The 20,520-nt window shown below is 68.7% G+C and carries 20 protein-coding genes; all 20 read right to left on the bottom strand.

Translation table 11 applies throughout. The annotated features are described in order from the left end of the window. Nucleotides 1–3 precede the first annotated feature (3 nt). Nucleotides 4–714 (bottom strand): SPOR domain-containing protein, encoded by a 711-nt coding sequence (locus AAG895_RS06655; protein WP_345794725.1) that lies wholly within the window; start codon nucleotides 712–714, stop codon nucleotides 4–6. 12 nt (nucleotides 715–726) lie between these two features. After that, nucleotides 727–2,043 (bottom strand): bifunctional tetrahydrofolate synthase/dihydrofolate synthase, encoded by a 1,317-nt coding sequence (gene folC, locus AAG895_RS06650; protein ID WP_345794724.1) that lies wholly within the window; start codon nucleotides 2,041–2,043, stop codon nucleotides 727–729. After that, on the bottom strand, nucleotides 2,043–2,921 hold the full coding sequence (accD, locus tag AAG895_RS06645; RefSeq protein WP_345794723.1) for an acetyl-CoA carboxylase, carboxyltransferase subunit beta: 879 nt from the start codon (nucleotides 2,919–2,921) through the stop codon (nucleotides 2,043–2,045). The genes folC and accD overlap by 1 nt, the downstream gene beginning before the upstream one ends. Before the next feature lie 2 nt (nucleotides 2,922–2,923). Beyond that, nucleotides 2,924–3,739 (bottom strand): tryptophan synthase subunit alpha, encoded by an 816-nt coding sequence (gene trpA, locus AAG895_RS06640; protein ID WP_345794722.1) that lies wholly within the window; start codon nucleotides 3,737–3,739, stop codon nucleotides 2,924–2,926. Between the two features lie 43 nt (nucleotides 3,740–3,782). Beyond that, entirely contained in the window at nucleotides 3,783–4,994 is a 1,212-nt protein-coding gene (trpB, locus tag AAG895_RS06635) for a tryptophan synthase subunit beta (RefSeq protein ID WP_345794721.1), read from the bottom strand. Next, nucleotides 4,981–5,604 carry a phosphoribosylanthranilate isomerase gene (locus AAG895_RS06630; RefSeq protein WP_345794720.1) on the bottom strand — a complete coding sequence of 208 codons (624 nt, stop codon included), beginning with the start codon at nucleotides 5,602–5,604 and terminating at the stop codon, nucleotides 4,981–4,983. The genes trpB and AAG895_RS06630 overlap by 14 nt, the downstream gene beginning before the upstream one ends. Then, complete coding sequence (gene truA, locus AAG895_RS06625; protein WP_345794719.1) at nucleotides 5,605–6,402, bottom strand: tRNA pseudouridine(38-40) synthase TruA; 798 nt, start codon at nucleotides 6,400–6,402, stop codon at nucleotides 5,605–5,607. Then, on the bottom strand, nucleotides 6,399–7,007 hold the full coding sequence (locus AAG895_RS06620; RefSeq protein ID WP_345795244.1) for a CbiQ family ECF transporter T component: 609 nt from the start codon (nucleotides 7,005–7,007) through the stop codon (nucleotides 6,399–6,401). The genes truA and AAG895_RS06620 overlap by 4 nt, the downstream gene beginning before the upstream one ends. 61 nt (nucleotides 7,008–7,068) lie before the next feature. Next, nucleotides 7,069–9,207 carry a FimV/HubP family polar landmark protein gene (locus AAG895_RS06615; RefSeq protein WP_345794718.1) on the bottom strand — a complete coding sequence of 713 codons (2,139 nt, stop codon included), beginning with the start codon at nucleotides 9,205–9,207 and terminating at the stop codon, nucleotides 7,069–7,071. Nucleotides 9,208–9,261: 54 nt separating this feature from the next. Next, the gene (locus AAG895_RS06610) at nucleotides 9,262–10,245 is read right to left on the bottom strand and encodes a FimV/HubP family polar landmark protein (protein ID WP_345794717.1); all 984 of its coding nucleotides are present in this window, start codon (nucleotides 10,243–10,245) and stop codon (nucleotides 9,262–9,264) included. A gap of 210 nt (nucleotides 10,246–10,455) precedes the next feature. Beyond that, nucleotides 10,456–11,589 (bottom strand): aspartate-semialdehyde dehydrogenase, encoded by a 1,134-nt coding sequence (asd, locus tag AAG895_RS06605; RefSeq protein ID WP_345795243.1) that lies wholly within the window; start codon nucleotides 11,587–11,589, stop codon nucleotides 10,456–10,458. A gap of 54 nt (nucleotides 11,590–11,643) precedes the next feature. Continuing rightward, a complete protein-coding gene (gene leuB / locus AAG895_RS06600; protein ID WP_345794716.1) occupies nucleotides 11,644–12,708 on the bottom strand; it encodes a 3-isopropylmalate dehydrogenase in 1,065 nt (354 codons plus the stop codon). Nucleotides 12,709–12,744: 36 nt separating this feature from the next. Next, the gene (leuD, locus tag AAG895_RS06595; protein ID WP_345794715.1) at nucleotides 12,745–13,383 is read right to left on the bottom strand and encodes a 3-isopropylmalate dehydratase small subunit; all 639 of its coding nucleotides are present in this window, start codon (nucleotides 13,381–13,383) and stop codon (nucleotides 12,745–12,747) included. Then, a complete protein-coding gene (locus tag AAG895_RS06590; RefSeq protein WP_345794714.1) occupies nucleotides 13,383–13,511 on the bottom strand; it encodes an entericidin A/B family lipoprotein in 129 nt (42 codons plus the stop codon). The genes leuD and AAG895_RS06590 overlap by 1 nt, the downstream gene beginning before the upstream one ends. Before the next feature lie 28 nt (nucleotides 13,512–13,539). After that, entirely contained in the window at nucleotides 13,540–14,949 is a 1,410-nt protein-coding gene (gene leuC, locus AAG895_RS06585) for a 3-isopropylmalate dehydratase large subunit (RefSeq protein ID WP_345794713.1), read from the bottom strand. Between the two features lie 114 nt (nucleotides 14,950–15,063). Next, nucleotides 15,064–15,879 (bottom strand): M48 family metallopeptidase, encoded by an 816-nt coding sequence (locus tag AAG895_RS06580; RefSeq protein ID WP_345794712.1) that lies wholly within the window; start codon nucleotides 15,877–15,879, stop codon nucleotides 15,064–15,066. 1 nt (nucleotide 15,880) lies between these two features. Further along, entirely contained in the window at nucleotides 15,881–17,059 is a 1,179-nt protein-coding gene (locus tag AAG895_RS06575; protein WP_345794711.1) for an MFS transporter, read from the bottom strand. A gap of 74 nt (nucleotides 17,060–17,133) precedes the next feature. Beyond that, nucleotides 17,134–18,264, bottom strand: coding sequence for a chorismate synthase (aroC, locus tag AAG895_RS06570; RefSeq protein ID WP_345794710.1), 1,131 nt, complete (start codon nucleotides 18,262–18,264; stop codon nucleotides 17,134–17,136). A gap of 176 nt (nucleotides 18,265–18,440) precedes the next feature. Continuing rightward, nucleotides 18,441–18,758, bottom strand: coding sequence for an acetolactate synthase small subunit (gene ilvN / locus AAG895_RS06565; protein ID WP_345794709.1), 318 nt, complete (start codon nucleotides 18,756–18,758; stop codon nucleotides 18,441–18,443). Continuing rightward, nucleotides 18,758–20,425, bottom strand: a complete 1,668-nt coding sequence (gene ilvB, locus AAG895_RS06560) for an acetolactate synthase large subunit (protein ID WP_345794708.1) — start codon at nucleotides 20,423–20,425, stop codon at nucleotides 18,758–18,760. Before ilvB ends, ilvN begins: the two co-directional genes overlap by 1 nt. Between the last annotated feature and the right edge of the window lie 95 nt (nucleotides 20,426–20,520).

Genomic DNA, 20,520 nt, shown 5'->3' with positions numbered 1-20,520 from the left:
CCATCAGCGCGCCTGCAGCACGGCCTGATGGCCTGCAGCCTTCAGCCGCGAGGCGGTGGAATCGGCGGCCGCCCGGCCGGAGATGGGCCCCACGCGCACGCGGGTCACGTTGCCGGCGCGCTCCGTGTAGGCCGGGAAACCCTTCGCCTTCAGCTCGTCGACCAGGCGCGCAGCCTTTGCCGCGTCGCTGAACGCGCCCACCTGCAACACGAATGCCTCGCCACGCGGCGGCACCGGCTGGCCGCTGAGGATGGCCCGCACGCGTGCCTCCTCCTCGGCCGAGGGTGCAGCCGGACGCGACTCGGGGGCCGGGCGCGCAGCCGGAGCGGACGCCTCGCTGCGCGCCGCCGAGGGCGCGGTGGTCGGCACTGGCGCCGGGCTCGGGGCCCCGGCAGCGGCCGGTGTCTCGGGGACGCGTGCGGCGGGCGCATCGCTTGCCGGCGCGCCACCCTTGTCGCTGGCCGCGAGTTGGTCGTCCTCGGGGACCGGCACTGCGCCCACGGCGGGCTGAGCCTCGCTCGCGCCCGGGCTGCGACGCAGGGCGGCGGCCGCGTCCCGATCGGGAATCGTGATCTGGATGTCCTGGACGGCCGGGTGCGGTTCCTGATCCATGATCGTCGGCAACACGACGGCCGCCAGCAGCGCCAGCGCGATCGCGCCGACCAGCCGGCGTCGCGCCCGCTTCTTGATTTCCAGGTTGTCTGCGTCGCTCACCGCCGAACCTCGTCAGTGCCGTGCAGCCTTGATCGCTGCAAGCACATCTGCCACCGTCAGGAAGGATCCGAAAACCACGATTCTATCACCCTCGGTCGCTTCCTTTTGCGCCGCAACAAACGCCTCCACGGGCGAGGCGAAGCAGCGGACGTCGTCCTTCCCGCTCGCGGCCCGCACCACCGGCGCGAGCGCCGCCGCCGCGAGCCCGCGCGGCCCCGGCAGGTCGGCCAGCAACCAGTGGTCGACCCGCCCCGCCATCAACGCCGCCACCCCGGCGGCGTCCTTGTCGTTGAGCATGCCGACGACGGCCCAGGTCTCGGGATAGAAGCCCATGTTGCCGAGGTTGTCGGCGAGCACGCCGGCAGCCTGCGGATTGTGGGCGACATCGAGGACGATGCTCGGCCGCCCCGGCAGCACCTGGAACCGACCGGGCACCTCGACCAGCATCAGCCCCTGGCGAACGTGCTGCATCGACACCGGGATGCGCGACCGCAGGCATTCGAGCACGGTGATGACGGCGGACGCGTTGAGCAGCTGGTTGGCCCCGCGCAGCGCCGGATAGGCCAGGCCGCCGCGCTTGACCAGGCTGCCCTGCGAGGGCGGCTCGGTGTAGCGCCAGTAGCCCCACTGCTGGCGATCGCCGCCGAAGCCGAAATCGCGACCGCTGACCCAAAGCTCGGCGCCCACCTCGGCCGCATGCTCGACCAGGCTGGCCGGGGGCTGCGGGTCGCCGCACACCGCCGGGCATCCGGCGCGGAAGATCCCTGCCTTCTCGCGTCCGATCGCCTCGCGCGTGTCGCCGAGGTACTCCATGTGGTCCATTGCCACGCTCGTCACCAGCGCGCAATCGGCGTCGAACACATTGACCGCGTCGAGCCGCCCCCCGAGGCCGACCTCGAGGACGATGACGTCCGGGCGCGCAGCGGCGAACACGTGCCATGCGGCCAGCGTGCCATGCTCGAAATAGGTCAGTGGAGCATCACCGCGCGCGGCCTCGACGGCCGCGAAGCCCGCGACCAGCTGCGCGTCGCTCGCCTCCCGGCCGTCGATACGGACCCGCTCGTTGTACTGCAACAGATGCGGCGACGTGTAGCAACCGACGCGATAGCCGGCTGCGAGCAGGATGGCCTCGAGCATCGCGCAGCACGAACCCTTCCCGTTGGTGCCGCCTACGGTGATGATCACCGCGTCGCAGTCCACCGCCATGCGCTCACGAACCGCCGCGACGCGGTCGAGCCCGAGCGCGATGCGCTGCCCATGGCGCTGTTCGAGCAGGGAAAGCCAGCCGGCCAGGCTATCCGGCAGCGCCGGCGTCGTTTCCCCGCCCATCAGCCGGCAACCACGTCCGCCGGCTGACGGCTGAGCATCGCGAGCACGGTGGCGAGCTGGTCGCGCATCTCGCGACGATCGACGATGAGGTCGATCGCACCCTTCTCGAGCAGGAACTCGGCGCGCTGGAAGCCCTCGGGGAGTTTTTCGCGCACGGTCTGCTCGATCACGCGCGGGCCGGCGAAGCCGATCAGCGCGTTCGGCTCGGCAATGACCACGTCACCCATGAAGGCGAAGCTCGCCGACACGCCCCCCATGGTGGGGTCGGTGAGCACGGTCACGAAGGGCAGGCGACGCTCGGCCAGACGGGTGATCGCGGCCGTGGTCTTGGCCATCTGCATCAGCGACAGCAGCCCCTCCTGCATGCGGGCGCCGCCCGAGGCGGTGATGCAGATGAAGGGCACGCGCTGCTCGAAGGCGGCCTTCGCGCCGCGCACGAAGCGCTCGCCGACGACCGACCCCATCGAGCCGCCGAGAAACTCGAACTCGAAGCAGGCGACCACCACCGGGACGCTCTTGATCGCGCCGCGCATCACCACCATCGCGTCGGCCTCGCCGGTGTCGGCGGTGGCTGCGGAAAGGCGCTCGGGATACTTGCGCGAATCCTTGAACTTGAGTGCGTCCACCGGCGTCACCTCGGCGCCGATCTCCACCCGCCCCTCGGCATCGAGGAGCAGGTCGAGGCGGCGGCGCGCGCCCACGCGGTGGTGATGACCGCACTTCGGGCACACGCTCAGGTTGCCGTCGAGATCCGAGCGATAGAGCACGGACTCGCAGCCCTCGCACTTGCTCCACAGGCCTTCGGGGATGGACTTGCTGCGCGCCGGCGTGTCGCCGCGCTTGATCTTGGGTGGAAGCAGCTTCTGCAACCAGCTCATGGTCAGACTCCTTTGCCCGCTGCGAGACCGTCGAGCGCGACGCGGATGTCACGCATGAAGGCGGTCACACGCGCCACTTCGGCGCCCGGGTTCTGTTCGATTTCCTCGATGATGCGACTGCCGATCACCACCGCATCGGCCACCGCGCCGACCCGGCGCGCGCTCTCGGCATCCCGGATGCCGAAGCCCACGCCCACCGGCATGCCGACCGCGGCGCGAATCTGCGGGATGCGGCGGGCGACGTCCTCGACGTCGAGCTTGGCGCTGCCGGTCACGCCCTTGAGGGACACGTAGTAGATGTAGCCGCTGCCCGCACGGGCGACGTCGGCGAAGCGCTGCTCCGACGAGGTCGGCGCGAGCAGGAAGATCGGATCGAGCCCGCCCGCCTTGGCGGTGGCGGCGAAGCTCACGCACTCCTCCGGCGGGTAATCGACCACCAGCACGCCATCGACCCCCACTTCATGGGCTGCGGAGACGAAACGCTCGGCGCCCATGGCCTCGATCGGGTTGGCGTAGCCCATCAGCACCACCGGGGTGTCGGCGTTGGTGGCGCGAAAGGCGCGCACGGTCTCGAGCACCTTGCGCAAGCTCATGCCCTGCGCGAGCGCACGCTCGGAGGCGCGCTGAATGGTGGGGCCGTCGGCCATCGGGTCGGAGAACGGCACGCCGAGCTCGATGATGTCGGCGCCGCCGTCGACCAGCGCGTTCATCAACGGCAGGGTGAGCTCGGGCGCCGGAAAGCCGGCGGTGACGAAGGGGATCAGCGCCTTGCGGCCATCGGCCTCTAGGCGCTGGAAAACGGTCTGGATTCGCGACATGTCTCGATCACACTGCGGGCCGCATCAGCGGCCCGCGTCAGGTTCAGAACTGGATGCCGGAGCGTTCGGCGACGGTGTGCATGTCCTTGTCGCCACGGCCGGATAGGTTAACCAGCAGGATCTTGTTCTTGGGCAGCTTCGGCGCGAGCTTGGCTGCGTAGGCGAGTGCGTGGGAAGACTCGAGCGCGGGGATGATGCCCTCGAGCCGGCACAGGTTGTGAAAGGCCTCGAGCGCCTCGGCATCGGTGATGCCGACGTACTCCGCGCGCGCGGTGTCCTTGAGCCATGCGTGCTCCGGGCCGACGCCCGGATAGTCGAGGCCGGCCGACACCGAATGCGTCTCGATGATCTGGCCATCCTCGTCCTGCAGCAGGTAGGTGCGGTTGCCGTGCAGCACGCCCGGCCGCCCGGCCGTGAGCGAGGCCGAGTGGCGGCCGGTGTCGAGGCCGTCCCCCGCAGCCTCGACGCCGACGAGCTTCACGCCGGGCACGCCGATGTAGGGATGGAAGATGCCCATCGCGTTCGAGCCGCCGCCCACGCAGGCGATCACGTAATCCGGCTGGCGCCCCACCATGTCGGGCATCTGCACCAGGCACTCCTTGCCGATCACCGACTGGAAGTCGCGCACCATCATCGGATAGGGGTGCGGACCGGCCACGGTGCCGATGATGTAGAAGGTGTCGGCGACGTTGGTCACCCAGTCGCGCATGGCCTCGTTCAACGCATCCTTCAGCGTCTTCGAGCCCGACTCGACCGGCACCACGGTGGCGCCGAGCAGCTTCATGCGATAGACGTTGGCGGCCTGGCGCTTGACGTCCTCCGAGCCCATGTAGACCACGCACTCCATGCCGTAGCGCGCGGCCACGGTGGCGGTGGCGACGCCGTGCTGGCCGGCGCCGGTCTCGGCGATCACGCGCGGCTTGCCCATGCGGCGGGCGACCATCGCCTGGCCGATGCAGTTATTCACCTTGTGCGCGCCGGTGTGGTTGAGGTCCTCGCGCTTGAGGTAGATCTGCGCGCCACCGAGGATGCTCGACCAGCGCTTGGCGTGGTAGATCGGGCTTGGGCGGCCGACGTAGTGCTTGAGCTCGTATTCGAACTCGGCGATGAACTCCGGATCGTTCTGGCAGGCCGCGTAGGCCTCGCGCAACTCGGCCAGCGCAGGCATCAGCGTCTCGGAAACGAAGACGCCGCCGTATGGACCGAAGTGTCCGCTGGCGTCGGGAAACTGGTAAGGCGTGTCAGCCATCTGCATGTCGAACTCCGGCAATGAAGGCGGCGATCTTCGCCGCATCCTTGATCCCCTTGGCACTTTCCACGCCGCTCGATACATCGACCGCCCAGGGGCGGATGCGGCGCACGGCCTCGGTCACGTTGTCTGCATCGAGCCCGCCGGAAAGCACGAGCGGCCTGCCGAAACCCTGCGGGATCAGCGACCAGTCGAAGGTCTGCCCACCGCCGCCATAGCCATCGACGAAGGCATCGACCAGGATGCCGCTGGCGCGCGGATGGAAAGTCGCGAATTCTAGCAGATCGACCCCGGGGCGCATCCGTGCCGCCTTGATCCAGGGGCGTCCGTAGCGGGCACAATCAGACTCGCTTTCGTCACCGTGGAACTGCAGAAGTTGCAGCGGAACACGAGCCAACACCGCATCGACTTCGGGCGAAGCCGCGTTCACGAACAAGCCTACGGAGCTCACGAAGGGCGGCAACAGGGCGGCGAGTTCGGCGGCCTGGTCGACGGAGACCGCCCGCGGGCTGGGCGGATAGAACACGAAGCCGATCGCATCGGCGCCGGACTCGACGGCCGCGCGCACGTCCTGCGGGCGCGTGAGGCCGCAGATCTTGATTCGGGTACGGGACATTCAGACGAGGGGTAGCTGGGGCAGCGCGATGATACGCCCATCGTTGGGCAGCGGCCAGCGCGGCGGGTAGGCCACGCCGCACAGGTAGAGCCCGTCCGGCGCGAAGGTCGGCGCCGCGTGGGTGCGGTCGCGCGCCTCGAGCAACTCGCGCATCCACTCGACCCGATGACGCCCCTTGCCGACGTAGACCAGGGCACCGACCAGATTGCGGATCATGTGGTGCAGGAAGCCGTTGGCACGAAAGTCGAAGAGTACGTAATCGCCCTGGCGCACCACGCGCGCCTCCTTCATCAGCCGCACCGGCGTCTTCGCCTGGCAGCCGGCGGCGCGGAAGGAGGAGAAGTCGTGCGTCCCGACGAGGCACTCGGCCGCTTCCGCCATGCGCGCCGTATCGAGCGGAAGGTGGAACCAGCCCACCCGTCCGGCGAGCATTGCCGGACGCGTCGGCGCGTTGTGCAGGATGTAGCGGTACTGTCGCTCGCAGGCAAGGAAGCGGGCGTGGAAATCCTCGCCCACCTCGGCCGACCAGCGCACCACCACGGCTGGCGGCAACAGCGCATTGACGCCGCGTACCCAGGCGGAGGACGGTCGCTGCGCACGGGTATCGAAATGCGCCACCTGGGCGCTCGCGTGCACGCCGGTGTCGGTGCGCCCGGCGCAGTGCGTGCGAACGGGCTCCCCGGCGATCTGGGCCAGCGCGCGCTCGAGGACATCCTGCACGGTGCGCCCATGTGACTGGCTCTGCCAGCCGCAGAAGGCATCGCCTGCGTATTCGAGTCCGAGCACGATGCGTTTCACGACAGGTTCCACCACAACAGGACGGCAAACACGCCCAGGCCGATCAGGCCATCGAGCACTCCCAGCCGCTCACGATGGAGCCGCACCACCTCGTCCGCAGGCGAATCCCCCTCATCGGCAAGCCAGTCGCGCCAGTTCGGCTTGCCCGCAGCGCGCGGTGTCGCCTCGACGTAGCGCAACACCAGCAGCAGTCGCAGCGCCAGGCGCTCGGGCGAAACCCCGATCACCGCGAGCGGCCGACTGAGTGCATGCAGCCCGCCCACGAGCCGCTGCAGCGGCAAGCACTCGAGCAGCAGCCCGACCGCACACACCACGGCGACCAGACGCGCCGCGTGCAGGGCCGCGAGGATTGCGCCCTCGCGGCTCGGGCCGAGCCGGGGCCAATCGAGGAACAGGGCTTCGCCAGGCGTGAACCATGCGAACAACACGGTGATCGCGATCAACAGCACGCGCACCCGGCGCAACAGCCGAAGGGTGCGAACGCGCGCCCACGCAGCAGCCGCGAGCAGGCCCGCCGCCACCCCGGCCGCGAGCACGGCAGGCGGCAGCAGCTGGATCGACGCCACGGCCGCCAACCAGAGGATGAGGATCAGTCCGGAATGCATTTCGGTCAACGAACAAGGCCGCCACGAGCCTGGACTCGAGGCGGCCTGGCAGCGGGGGCGTTCAGCCCAGGCGCGAGATCATATCCCGGGCAGTGGCCTGCTGTCTCGCCGAGCCCTCGCTCACCACCTCCTCGAGGAGCTCGAGCGCACCTTCCTTGTCGCCCATCTCCTCGTAGGCGCGCGCCAGCTCGAGCTTCGTCTCGGCCTCTTCGTTGTCTTCGCCCGCCGAAGCCTCGGCGTCCGCAGCCGGCGTTTCGACGTCAGCGTCGGCAGGCCCATCGAACTGCGTCTCGGCGACCGAGAACGGCACGTCCGCGACCTCGTCCGCAGGCTTGTCGTCGAAGTTCTCGAGATCAAGGTCGATCGAGGTCAGGTCGAGCCCCGCCGGTGTCGCGGGCGCAACCGCATCCGGCACCACCGGCGCGTCGAGTTCGAAATCGAAGTCGAGCAGGCTGCTGTCGAAGCTGGTCTTCTCGAGGTCGACGACCGGCTGTGCCGCAGGCGCCTCGCCCACCGCCGCGCCCCCCTGCCCACCCGCCTCGGCCAGGCCTGCAGGCTCTTCTCCGAAGGGCTCGGCGGACGCGCTCACGACCGTGGCGTTGAGGTCGAAGCGATCAGCAGCGCCACCGATGTCGAGATCGGGCAGCTCGAAATCCAGCCCGGTGGCTGTCTGCCCCATGTCGTCGAGGACGGTCGCGGTACCCAGATCGGTCTCGGGCACGATCGGCGCGCCCGCGACCGGGGCAGGTGCGGGCGTGGCGGCCGCCCCCTGCGGTGCGGTCTCAGGCTCGCCGATGTCCAGATCGAACACGAGGCCACTGTCGTCACCGGCAGCCGGCTCGGCCGCGGCTTCGCTCGCGAAGTCGAGATCGAGTGCATGCTCGGGCGCAGCGGCCGGCTCATCGGCCGATTCGTCGGCCGGCGTCTCGTCACCGAGGTCGAGCTCGAAGTCGATCACGCCCGAGTCAAGGGACAGATCCTCGGCCAATTGTTCCGGCGCCGTCCCCTTGGAACTTTCCAGCTCCGTGGTCGCGTCACCGCCATCTGCGCCGAGCTTGCTCAGATCCCCGGGCAGGGTCCAGGTGTCCCGCAATTGCGAGTGGCTCGGCTCGACCGGACCGGAGGTGGTGAAATCGAGCGCAGACAGCTCATGCTTCACGTCCTCGGCCTCGGGTGGCTGCGCCGCTTGCGCAGCGGGCTCCGCTGCCGCTGCCGCCGCAGGCGCGGTGGCGAGCACTCCGGCCGCTCCCGCCGCTCCGGCTGCCATCACGGCCGCGGCCGTCGGCCCGGCGCCGGCCGCGGGTGGCGCGCTCGTCGTCCCCGGCTGGGTCATCGGTGCGTCCTGCACGCCGGCATAGAGCGGATTGTCGGGATCGAGCTTGCGCCCGAGCGCGACCGCCTTGTCCCAGTCGCGCCCTTGCCCGCCGGTTCGTGCAAAAAGCTCGCTGGCCGTCGATTCGAACTGCCGCGTGCTGCGTCGCTGGGCATAGATCTCCAGCAGCTTCACGTAGATCGCGGCGCGACCGGGGTCTGCCTTGAGCGCGTCGAGCAGGATCTCCTCAGCTTGCGCATCGCGGCCATAGGCCATGTACACATCCGCCTCGGCGACCGGATCGACACCCTCGTCGGTGTCGATCGACGACAGCCCGGACTGGCTGAAATCGGTGTGCATGATGCTCGTCGCACCGGTGTCCACGCTTTGTCCACCGGTGCCGGCGAACACGCCGCGGCTGTCGCCCGCCGCAGTGTCGGAACCGAGCGCCGCATCGGCCGCCTGAATCTCGGCCTCCTTGCGGCGCTGGCGTGCCTTGAGACCGGCATACGCGAGCAGCAGCGCCAGAATGCCGCCGCCGCCCGCGAGCAGCGCGGGATCGGCGAGCAGGGAATCGATGAAAGTCGGTTGGACGGCCGGCGCGGCAGGTGCAGGCGCCGGTCGGGCCGCGGCGGTGGGTGCGGGCGCAGGGGTCGCTGACGGTGCAGAAGGTTGTGCAGGTGCAGCCGTTGGCGCCGAAGCGGCCGGCTCGGCGGGCTGTGGTGTCACCGAGGCCGTGGCCGGCTCCGACGGAGCAGGCTCGCGCGCCGCGTCGCCGTCGCTGGGGCCGGCGGACGCCTCCGCGGCAACCGCGGCGGGGGCGCCCGCCTCGGCGCCGGCCTGGAGCTGCCCCATGGTTCCGCTCTGCAGTTCGAGCAGGCGCTGCAAGTCACGGATGCTGCGCTCGAGCTGGGCAAGGCGGGCATTGGCCTCCTCGAGCGCTTACGACCGCGTGGAGAGCTCCTCCTCCAGCGCCTGCAGACGCGCGTCGGCGCCGGCCTCCGCGCCGACGTCGCTGCGCGAAACCTTCACCTGGTCGCCCGTCTCGGCGGCGGGTGCGGGTTCCTCGACCTTCGGCACGATGCGCCCGGCGCTTTCCTGCTCGGCCTGCGCGGGTGGGACCGGAGCTCGGCTGGCGGCAGAGCCGGCGAGTCCGCGCCGGTAGGCCTCGAAATCGGCTGCCTGGGCGCGCAGTTCGCGCCTCGCCTCGCCGGCGTCGATTGCGCGCACCGCCTCGGCGCCGGGCACGCTGAGCACCGCGCCCGCTCGCAGGCGGTTGATGTTGCCGCCATCGAAGGCCTGCGGATTCGCGCGCAGCAGCGCGACCAGCATCTGGTCGAGGGTCGTCCCGGGGTGGGAATTCGCGCTGGCGATACGGTGCATCGTGTCGCCACGGCGAACGGTGTAGGTCTCGGGGACCTGGCGCGGGGGCGCGGCTGCCGCGCGGGCGGGCGGCGCCGGACGAGCCGCCGGCCTCGGCACGGGCGCCGCGGCCGGCGTATCCACCGCGGCGGCAAGCGGGCGTGGTGCGGCCAGATCGACCGGATCGAGCAGGAAAGTGTACTCGCGCACCAGCCGACCGGTCGCCCAGTTCAGCTCGACGAGCAGGTCGACGAAGGGATCGTTGATCGGACGCTCGCTGGTCAGCCGGATGACCGGTCGCGACGCCCGGGTATCGACGCTGACGCGAATCGAGTTCGCCGCACTGCCATAGCTCAGGTTGGCCTGCCGGAAGGCCTCCGCCGACGCGATGCGCGCGCTCAGCGACTGCAGTTCCTGCGCCGTGGCGCTGACCTGGATCTCGGCGCGCAGCGGCTGCCCGAGCCCGCTATACACGTTGATCTGCCCCAGGCCGGCTGCCTGCGCGGTAAGCGGGAGCGCAGCGATGGAGAGAGCGAGCAACGAGGCCCTGAGCGACTTTGTCATGTTGGTTTTCAAACCGCGTTCCCCCGGAACTGTGCTTGGCAGCCAAAAAAACAGCTGATTCGGCCTAGGAATCTAGCATTTCCCGGCGTTCGTCGCATTAGTCGAGCCTGATTCAAGCCCGTCCAGCGTGATGAATTACCGCCCGTCGCGCCGGCGTGACCAACGAAAAAGGGGGCGGCTGCCCCCTTTAACGTCTGCGCCCGGCGAAACTTAACGCTCGAGCAGGATGCGCAGCATGCGGCGCAGCGGCTCGGCCGCGCCCCACAGCAGCTGGTCGCCGACGGTGAAGGCGCCGAGGTACTCGGGGCCCATCGCCATCTTGTGCAGGCGGCCAACCGGGATGCCGAGCGTGCCGGTGACGGCGGTCGGCGTGAGTTCGCGCTCGGTGATCTCGCGATCATTGGGAACCACCTTCACCCACTGGTTGGCGCCAGCGATGATCTCGGTGAGCTCGTCGAGCGGCACGTCCTTCTTGAGCTTGATGGTCAGCGCCTGCGAGTGGCAGCGCATCGCACCGATGCGCACGCACAGGCCGTCGATCGGGATCGAGCCGGGGGTGCGGAAGGCCGGGTTGCCGAGGATCTTGTTGCATTCGGCGCCGCCCTTCCACTCTTCCTTGCTCTGGCCGTGCTCGACCGGGACGTCGATCCAGGGGATCAGGCTGCCGGCGAGCGGGGTGTTGCGGAAGTTCTTCTTCGGGAAGCTCTCGGAGCGCATGGTCTCGGCAACCTTGCGGTCGATCTCGAGGATGGCCGAGGCCGGGTCGGCGAGCAGGTCCTTGACCGAGTCGTGGATGGTGCCCATCTGGCTGATGAGCTCGCGCATGTTCTGCGCGCCGGCGCCCGAGGCCGCCTGGTAGGTCATCGCCGAGATCCACTCGACCAGGCCGTGCCTGAACAGGCCGCCCAGGCCCATCAGCATCAGCGACACGGTGCAGTTGCCGCCGATCCAGTTGCGCCCGCCCTTGGCGAGTGCGGCGTCGATGACGTTGCGGTTGACCGGGTCGAGGATGATCACCGCGTCGTCGTTCATGCGCAGCGCACTGGCGGCGTCGATCCAGTGGCCGTTCCAGCCGGTGGCGCGCAGCTTGGGGAAGACTTCCTTGGTGTAGTCGCCGCCCTGGCAGGTGATCACGATGTCGCAGGCCTTCAGCGCGTCGATGTTCATCGCGTCCTGCAGCGGCGCGGCGGCTTCCTTGCCGCCGAAGGACGGCGCCTTGCCGCCGGCGTTCGAGGTGGAGAAATACACCGGCTCGATGAAGGCGAAGTCGCCCTCCTCCACCATGCGCTGCATCAGCACGGAACCGACCATGCCACGCCAGCCAACCAGACCGACTCGATTCATGTTCATCACTCTCTAATCAGACGTTTCTCGAAAAACCTGTTCGGGCGCAGGCGCTCACAGCGCCGCGAGCACCGCGTCGCCCATCTCGCGCGTGCCCACGCGCCTGGTGCCCGGCTCATAGATGTCGCCGGTGCGATAGCCCTGGGCCAGGACCTTCTTGACCGCGCGCTCGATGCGCTGCGCGGCCGCTTCCTGATTGAAGGTATAGCGCAGCATCATCGCCGCCGACAGGATGGTCGCCAGCGGGTTGGCGAGGTCCTTGCCGGCGATGTCGGGCGCGGAACCGTGCGAGGGCTCGTACATGCCCTTGTTGTCGGCGTTGAGCGAAGCCGAGGGCAGCATGCCGATCGAGCCGGTGAGCATCGAGGCCTCGTCGGACAGGATGTCGCCGAACATGTTGCCGGTGACCATCACGTCGAACTGCTTCGGGTTGCGCACCAGCTGCATCGCGGCGTTGTCGACCAGCATGTGGCTGAGCTCGACCTCGGGGAAGTCCTTGCTGACCTCGATGGCGATGTCGCGCCAGAGCTGGGTGGTCTCGAGCACGTTCATCTTGTCGACCGAGCACAGGCGCTTGCCGCGCTTCATCGCCGCCTCGAAGGCCACGCGCAGGATGCGGCGGATCTCGTACTCGGCGTAGATCATGGTGTTCCAGCCCACGCGCTGGGACTCGCCATTGACCTCGCGCATCTCGATGCCGCGCGGCTGGCCGAAGTAGATGTCGCCGGTGAGTTCGCGCACGATCAGGATGTCGAGGCCGGCGACGACCTCGGGCTTGAGCGTGGAGGCGTTGGCCAGCTCCGGATACAGGATCGCCGGGCGCAGGTTGGCGAATAGGGCGAGCTCCTTGCGGATGCCGAGCAGGCCCAGCTCGGGGCGCTGGTTGCGGGGGTGGTTGTCCCACTTCGGGCCGCCGACCGCGCCGAGCAGGATGGCGTCAGCTTCGCGCGCGAGCTTGAGGGTCGCCTCGGGCAGCGGGTTGCCGGTGGCGTCGACCGCGCACCCGCCCACCAGGGCTTCTTCCATCTCGAACTTGAGATCGAGCGCGTTGAGCACGCGCACGGCCTGCGCCATGATCTCGGGACCGATGCCGTCACCCGGCAGCACGCAAATCTTCATCGAATCGTTTTCCTTGGTTCGGTGAGCCGTCGGGGCTCAGGCAAAGTAGTACGGGTGTTGGGCGCGGCGTTGCGCTTCGAAGGCGCGGATCTTGTCGGCGTGACGGAGCGTGAGGCCGATGTCGTCCCAGCCGTTCAACAGGCATTCCTTGCGGAAGGGGTCGATGTCGAAGGCGATCGACTTGCCGTCCGGGCGCGTGATCGTCTGCGCGGCCAGATCGACGGTCAGCCGGTAGCCCTCGGTCGCCTCGCACTGGCGGAAGAGCTCGTCGACCTCGGCGGCGTCGAGCCTGATCGGCAGCAGGCCGTTCTTGAAGCTGTTGTTGAAGAAGATGTCGGCGAAGCTCGGCCCGATCAGCACGCGGAAGCCGTAGTCCTCGAGCGCCCATGGCGCGTGCTCGCGCGAGCTGCCGCAGCCGAAGTTGTCGCGCGTGAGCAGGATCTGCGCGCCCTGGTAGCGCGCCTGGTTGAGCACGAAGTCGGGGTTGAGCGGACGCTGGCTGTTGTCCTGGCCGGGCTGGCCGACGTCGAGGTAGCGCCACTCGTCGAAGGCGTTGGGGCCGAAGCCGCTGCGCTTGATCGACTTCAGGAACTGCTTGGGGATGATCGCGTCGGTATCGACGTTGGCGCGGTCGAGCGGTGCGACCAGGCCGTCGAGCGTGGTAAACGGCTTCATTATTTCACTGCCCTCTGGATGGCCTCGCCACCCTTTTCGATGTCCTTGCCGACGCCTTGCACGGTGTTGCACGCCATGGAGACGAAGCCGGCAGCGAGCGCGGCGGCGATGAGCGCAAGTTTCTTCATTGCATTGTCCTCGATCGGATGCCGGCCCTCAGGCCAGCGAGCGCACGTCGGTGAAGTGGCCGGTGACCGCCGCCGCGGCGGCCATCGCCGGACTGACCAGGTGGGTGCGCCCGCCTGCACCCTGGCGGCCCTCGAAGTTGCGGTTCGAGGTCGAGGCGCAACGCTCACCCGGCTCGAGACGGTCGGCGTTCATCGCCAGGCACATCGAACAGCCCGGCTCGCGCCACTCGAAGCCGGCGGCGAGGAAGATCTCGTGCAGCCCCTCCTCTTCGGCCTGGCGCTTGACCAGGCCCGAGCCCGGCACCACCAGCACGCGCTTGACGTTGTCGGCCTTCTTGCGCCCTTTGGCCACCGCTGCCGCTTCGCGCAGATCCTCGATGCGCGAGTTGGTACACGAGCCGATGAAGACCTGATCGACCTTGATGTCGGTGATCGGCGTGTTGGCCGTGAGCCCCATGTACTTGAGCGCGCGCTCGACACCCTCGCGGCGCACCGGGTCGGCGACCGCGGCCGGATCCGGCACGCGGCCGTCGACCGTGGTGACCATCTCGGGCGAGGTGCCCCAGGTCACCTGCGGCAGGATGTCCTCGGCCTTGAGCTCCACGACCTTGTCGAACTCGGCGTCCTCGTCGCTGTGCAGGCTGCGCCAGTAGTCGACCGCCAGATCCCAGGCCTGGCCCTTGGGCGAAAACGGACGGTCCTTCAGATAGGCGATGGTGGTCTCGTCCACGCCGACCATGCCGGCGCGCGCACCGGCCTCGATCGCCATGTTGCAGATCGTCATGCGGCCTTCCATCGACAGCGCGCGGATGGCGCTGCCGCCGAACTCCATCGCATAGCCGGTACCGCCGGCGGTGCCGATCCTGCCGATGATGGCGAGCACGACGTCCTTGGCGGTGACGCCGCGGCCAAGCTGGCCGTCGACCTTCACCAGCATCGTCTTCGACTTCTTCTGCAGCAGGCACTGGGTGGCGAGCACGTGCTCCACCTCCGAGGTGCCGATGCCGTGCGCCAGGCAGCCGAAGGCGCCGTGCGTGGAGGTGTGCGAGTCGCCGCAGACCACGGTCATGCCCGGCAGCGTGGCGCCGTTCTCGGGGCCGATGACGTGCACGATCCCCTGGCGTTCGTCCTTGAACGGGAAGTAGGCGAGCGAGCCCACCTCGCGGATGTTGGCGTCCAGCGTCTCGACCTGCTGGCGCGAGACCGGGTCCTGGATTCCGAGGTCCCAGTGGTCGGTCGGCGTGTTGTGGTCGGCGGTGGCGACGATCGAGCTGATCCGCCAGGGCTTGCGCCCGGCCAGCTTGAGACCCTCGAAGGCCTGCGGGCTGGTCACCTCGTGCACCAGATGACGGTCGATGTAGATCAGCGCCGTGCCGTCGGCCTCCTGATGCACGACGTGACTGGACCAGAGCTTTTCGTACAGCGTTTGCGCTTGCATCCCGGAGTGTTCCGCATCAAAAAAAAGAAATCGATTATTTCACAAAGCCGCCAAAACTGAACAGCGCCGCAGCCTGCAGCCGGCCGTGGCCCCTGCCCGCCACGCCCCCGGGAGTCAACGTCGCGCGCCCTGGTAGAGCGGCATCACGCGCGCGGCGTATTCGGCGAGATCGCGCTGCCGATTGGCGTGCGAAGGGTGTGTCGACAGCCATTGCGGCGGCGCGCCGGCCGACTTGCCGGCCATCTTGTTCCACAGCGTGACCGCCGCCCGCGGGTCGTAGCCGGCACGCGCCGCCAGCTCGACGCCCATGCGATCCGCCTCGATCTCGTGCTCGCGCGAATTGGGCAACTCGAAGGTGACCCGGGCAACCTGGCTCATCAGGTCCTGGCCGATCTGTCCCACGCCAAGGAGGGCGCCGGCGACCGAGACGCCGAGTCCCGTCGCCATCGACTTCGACACCTGCTCGCGCGCATGCTCGCGCAGCGCATGCGCGATCTCGTGTCCCATCACCGCGGCGATCTCGTCGTCGGTGAGATCGAGGCGCTGGATCAGCCCGGTGTAGATCGCCATCTTGCCGCCCGCCATGCACCAGGCGTTGAGCTCGTTGGACGAGAACACGTTCACCTCCCACGCCCACGACGGCGCATCCGGACGGAACACGCCGGTCTGTGCGGTCAGGCGCGACACGATGCGGCGCACGCGCTGCACGGTGGCCGGGTCGCGGTTGAGCGCATTCTTCTGGCGCGCCTGGGCGAGCATCTGCTGGTACTGCTGGCTCGACGCCTGCTCGACCTGCTGGGCGGACACCATCATCAGCTGCGAACGCTGCACACCGACCGCGCCGGACTGGGTGGTCTGCACGGTCTGGCAGGCGGTGACGAGCGCACCGGCGATCAGCGCGGGCATGACGAGTCTGAGCATTGCCTTCATTTCATCCTCCTCGGGCAGATGGATCCGGAGCCTGTGCGGGTGCGTCATGCGAGCCGCGCCAGCCAAGAAACAGCCAGACCAGCCCGGCGAGCGCGAAACCCGATCCAATCGTATAGGTCCAGGCCGCGCCGATGGTTTCCCAGGTGTAACCGCTCAGCAGCCCGCCCAGCATCCCGCCCGCACCGAACGAAAGGCTGCCGTAGAGCGCCTGTCCGCGCGACTGCAATCGCCCCGGGAACCACTGATTGACCACCGCGATGGCAGCAGCATGATAAGCGCCGAAGGTCGCGCCGTGCAGCAGTTGCGCCGCCAGCAGCACGACCAGGCTGCCGGCACCCCAGCCGATCATGACGAAGCGCAGCACCGCGCACACGAAGGAGAACAGCAGGATCGCGCGCAAGGAGAAACGCTGCGTGATGCGCGGCATCAGCATGAACACCACGATCTCGGCCACCACGCCGAGCGTCCACATCCAGCCCACCAGCGCCTTGTCGTAGCCGATGTCGACGAGAAAGATCGAATAGAACACGTAAAGCGCGCCGTGCGCCGCCGACATCAGGAAGCAGGCACCCAGCAAGGCCTGAACCTGCGGCCGGCGCAAGGTATCGCCAAAGCTCACGGTCTCGCGCTGGGCCGGCGCTCGTGGCGCCTCGGGCACGACGAAGGCGCACAGCACGATGCCTCCCAGGATGGCGGCGGTGACCCACAGCACCGCGGTGATCGGCAGATGGTCCAGGGAATGTCCCAGCGCGAGCACCGCCACGATGAAGCCCACCGAGCCCCACACCCGGATGCTGCCGTAGCGGTGCCCCGCCTCGCCGAGATGGGCGAAGGTGAGCCCTTCGACCAGCGGCAGCGCCGCACTCCAGAAGAAGGCCATCAGCGCCATCGCCGCGAACAGGCCGCCAAAATCGGTGGTGAAGAAAAAGACGGAAAAGCCCGCCAGACTGGCGAGCGCCGACAGGCGGACGATGGCGATGCGCATACCGAGCCGCTCTGCCAGCCAGCCCCAGAGGTTGGGCGCGAGCACCCGCATCAGCTGCATCAGCGACATCAGCAGCGCGATGTCGGTCGCCGTCAGCGCGATCGACTGCAGGTAGAGCGTGAAGTACGGCGCAAACGCGCCGACGAAGGCGAAGTAGAAGAAGTAATAGGCCGACAGGCGCCAGTACGGGATCATCGGGCGCGCCTCAGGCGCGGCGGCGCGCGCAGGACCGCCGCATCGGCCTTCCGATCACGGGCCGCCGTCGCCGCTCAGCGCGGCGACGGCAGGCGCTGGCTGCCGGTGGGCGCGAGCCCGGGAATGCGGGGGGTGTCGGTGCGCACGTCGCCGCACTGGGCGCGATGGCGCAACGCGTGGTCGATCAGCACCAGGGCCAGCATGGACTCGGCGATCGGCGTGGCGCGGATGCCGACGCAGGGGTCGTGGCGGCCGTGCGTATTGACGATGACCGGATTGCCGGCGCGATCGATCGAGCGTCGGTCCAGCCTGATGCTGGAGGTGGGCTTGATCGCGATGCTGGCGATGATGTCCTGCCCGGTGGAGATGCCGCCGAGCACGCCGCCGGCGTGATTCGTCAGGAAGCCCTCGGGCGTCATCTCGTCACCGTGCTCGGTACCGCGCTGCGCCACCGAGGCGAAGCCGGCGCCGATCTCCACGCCCTTCACCGCATTGATCCCCATCATCGCGTAGGCGATGTCGGCGTCCAGGCGCCCATATACCGGCTCGCCCCAGCCGACCGGGACGCCGCTGGCGACGACGTCGATGCGCGCGCCGATCGAGTCGCCCGACTTGCGCAGTTCGTCCATGTAGGCCTCGAGCTGCGGCACGATCGCGGCATTGGGCGCAAAGAAGGGATTGCCCTCGACCTCGTCCCAGGACAGGAAGGGAATCTCGATCGGGCCGAGCGCGCCCATGCAGGCGCGGATCACGATGCCGTAGCGCTCCTTCAACCACTTCTTCGCGATCGCCCCGGCCGCCACCCGCACCGCGGTCTCGCGCGCCGACGAGCGCCCGCCGCCACGGTAGTCGCGCAGGCCGTACTTCTGCAGGTAGGCGTAGTCGGCATGGCCGGGGCGGAAGCTGTCGGCGATGTTGCCGTAGTCCTTGCTGCGCTGGTCCTGGTTGCGGATCAGCAGCGCGATCGGGGTGCCGGTGGTCACGCCCTCGAACACCCCGGAGAGGATCTCCACGGTATCCGGCTCGCGACGCTGGGTGACGTGGCGCGAGGTGCCCGGCTTGCGCCGGTCGAGCTCGGCCTGGATGTCGGCCTCGCTGATCGCCAGTCCCGGCGGGCAACCATCCACGATGCAGCCGATGGCCGGACCGTGGGATTCGCCGAACGAAGTGACGGTGAAGAGCGTGCCGATGGTATTGCCGGACATGGAAATCTCGCTTATCGCCTGAGCAAGGGGGCGGGCGCAGCACGCCCGCACCTCGCGCAAGGCCTCTCGAATGAACAGGGGACGGGGCGCGAGTCTAGCACGCGCGCCCCGTCCCCTTCAGCCCTGCGGCGGGCGGCGGCCCGGCGTGCGGACGTCCGGCCCGGCCGCTTGAGCCATCAGTGGAAGAAGCCCTCCAGGCGCTCGAAGACCTCATGCTCGGCGCCATGGCGACGGACGTTCAGGACGTCCTCGAGCTTCTCGACCTGGCGCACCATCTGTTCCAGGCGCTGGTCTTCGAACACCAGCAGCCAGATGCGCGAGCGCTTGCCGTCGGACACCGGCATGCAGAGGATGCCCTCGACGTTGAACGCGCGACGCGCAAAGAGATTGCAGATGTGGCTCATCACCCCGGGGTGGTTGTTCACATCCAGTTCCAGAACGACCTTGGCACAGCCGGCTTGCGGCAGCGGGTCGGCAACCTGCTCGATCATCATCAGCCTCCGATCATCTCGGTGTTGGCCGCACCCGGCGGCACCATGGGGTAAACGAATTCCTCGCGGTCGATCGTCGCATGGATCAGACACGGACCCGGCCGCTGCAGGGCCTCGGCGAGCGCAGCGACCGGATCCTCGGCGAGGTCGAGGTCGAGCGCCGGCACGCCGAAACCGTCGGCGATCTTCACGAAGTCGGGTTCGCCGCGGTACTTCGATGCGAACTGGCGCTTGCCATAGAACAGCGCCTGCTGCTGATACACGAGGCCGAGCGCGTTGTTGTTCATCAGCACGATCTTGACGTTGAGGCCCTCCTCGACAAGCGTGTCGAGTTCCTGGATGTTCATCTTGAAGCTGCCGTCCCCCGTGAAGCACACCACCGTGCGGTCCGGCTCGGCGAGCGCGGCGCCGATCGCGGTGGGCAGGCCGAAGCCCATCGTGCCGAGGCCGCCCGAGGTCAGCCACTGGCGCGGTCGACGGAAGGGATAGGCCTGCGCCACCCACATCTGGTGCTGGCCGACGTCGGTGGCGACGATCGCCTCGTCGTCGAGGGCGTTCGCCACCGCCTGGATCAGGCCGTAATGGCTGCGCGGATCGTCCTGGCCCGGGAACTGCATCGGGAAGCGCGCCTTCAGGCTGGCCACCTGCGACAGCCAGGGCGCGCGCAGCGCCGACTTGACGCGCGGCAGCAAGGCCTCCAGCGCGCACTTCACGTTGGCGTGAATGGCCACGTGAGCGTTCTTGATCTTGTGGAGCTCCGAACGGTCGATGTCGACATGGACGATCTTCGCGTTCGGGCAGAACTGCGACGCGCGGCCGATGGCGCGATCGTCGAAGCGGGCGCCGACACAGATCAGCAGGTCGGCTTCCTCGAGCACGAAGTTGGTGTAACGCGCGCCATGCATGCCGAGCATGCCGATCGACAGCGGGTGGTCCATCGCCATTGCGCCTAGCGCCATCAAGGTCATCGTGGTCGGCAGGCTGCCCTGCTCGGCCAGTTGCACGGCGAGCGACGCCGCACCCGCATGGACCACCCCCCCACCGAGGTAGAGCACCGGCCGCTCGGCCGCGTTGATCATCCGCGCCGCCTCCTCGATCGCAGCCAAGTCGAGCTGAGGCGCCGGATCCGCGACCGCAACCGGCGGGAATTCATCGACCGTGATCAGCTGGTTCTGGACGTCCTTGGGCACGTCGATCAGGACCGGGCCCGGGCGCCCGGACATCGCGATGCGGAAAGCGTCCGGGACGACCTCCAGCAGTTCCTGCGCGGAGCGCACGAGGAAGTTGTGCTTGGTGATCGGCACCGTGATGCCGTAGATGTCGACTTCCTGGAAGGCGTCGGTGCCGATCATCGCCTGCGGCACCTGACCGGTGATGACGACCATCGGGATCGAGTCGAGGCAGGCATCGGCAATTGCGGTCACCAGATTGGTCGCCCCGGGGCCGCTCGAGGCGATGCACACCTGGGGCACACCGCTCACCCGCGCCATGCCCTGCGCCATGAAGCCCGCGCCCTGCTCGTGGCGGGCCAGCACGTGGCGAATCCGCTCACTGGCCGAAAGCGCGTCGTAGAAGGGCAGGATGGCGCCGCCGGGCAGGCCCGCGATCGTGCGCACGCCCTGACGCTCGAGGAGGCGCACCATCAGTTGCGCGCCGGTGAGTTGAACCATGTTGGTCTCCTTGCTTGAAGGTTCGGCGGCAAGACCGGCGGGCGCAAAAGCAAAACCCCCGTCGGGCTTGCGCGCCGACGGGGGTTTGAGATCTT

It is taken from the genome of Thauera sp. JM12B12 (genome assembly GCF_039614725.1).
Taxonomy (GTDB): Bacteria; Pseudomonadota; Gammaproteobacteria; order Burkholderiales; family Rhodocyclaceae; genus Thauera.
The sequence above is the reverse complement of the archived record's forward strand: the minus strand, read 5'-3'. Positions and strand labels throughout refer to the sequence as shown.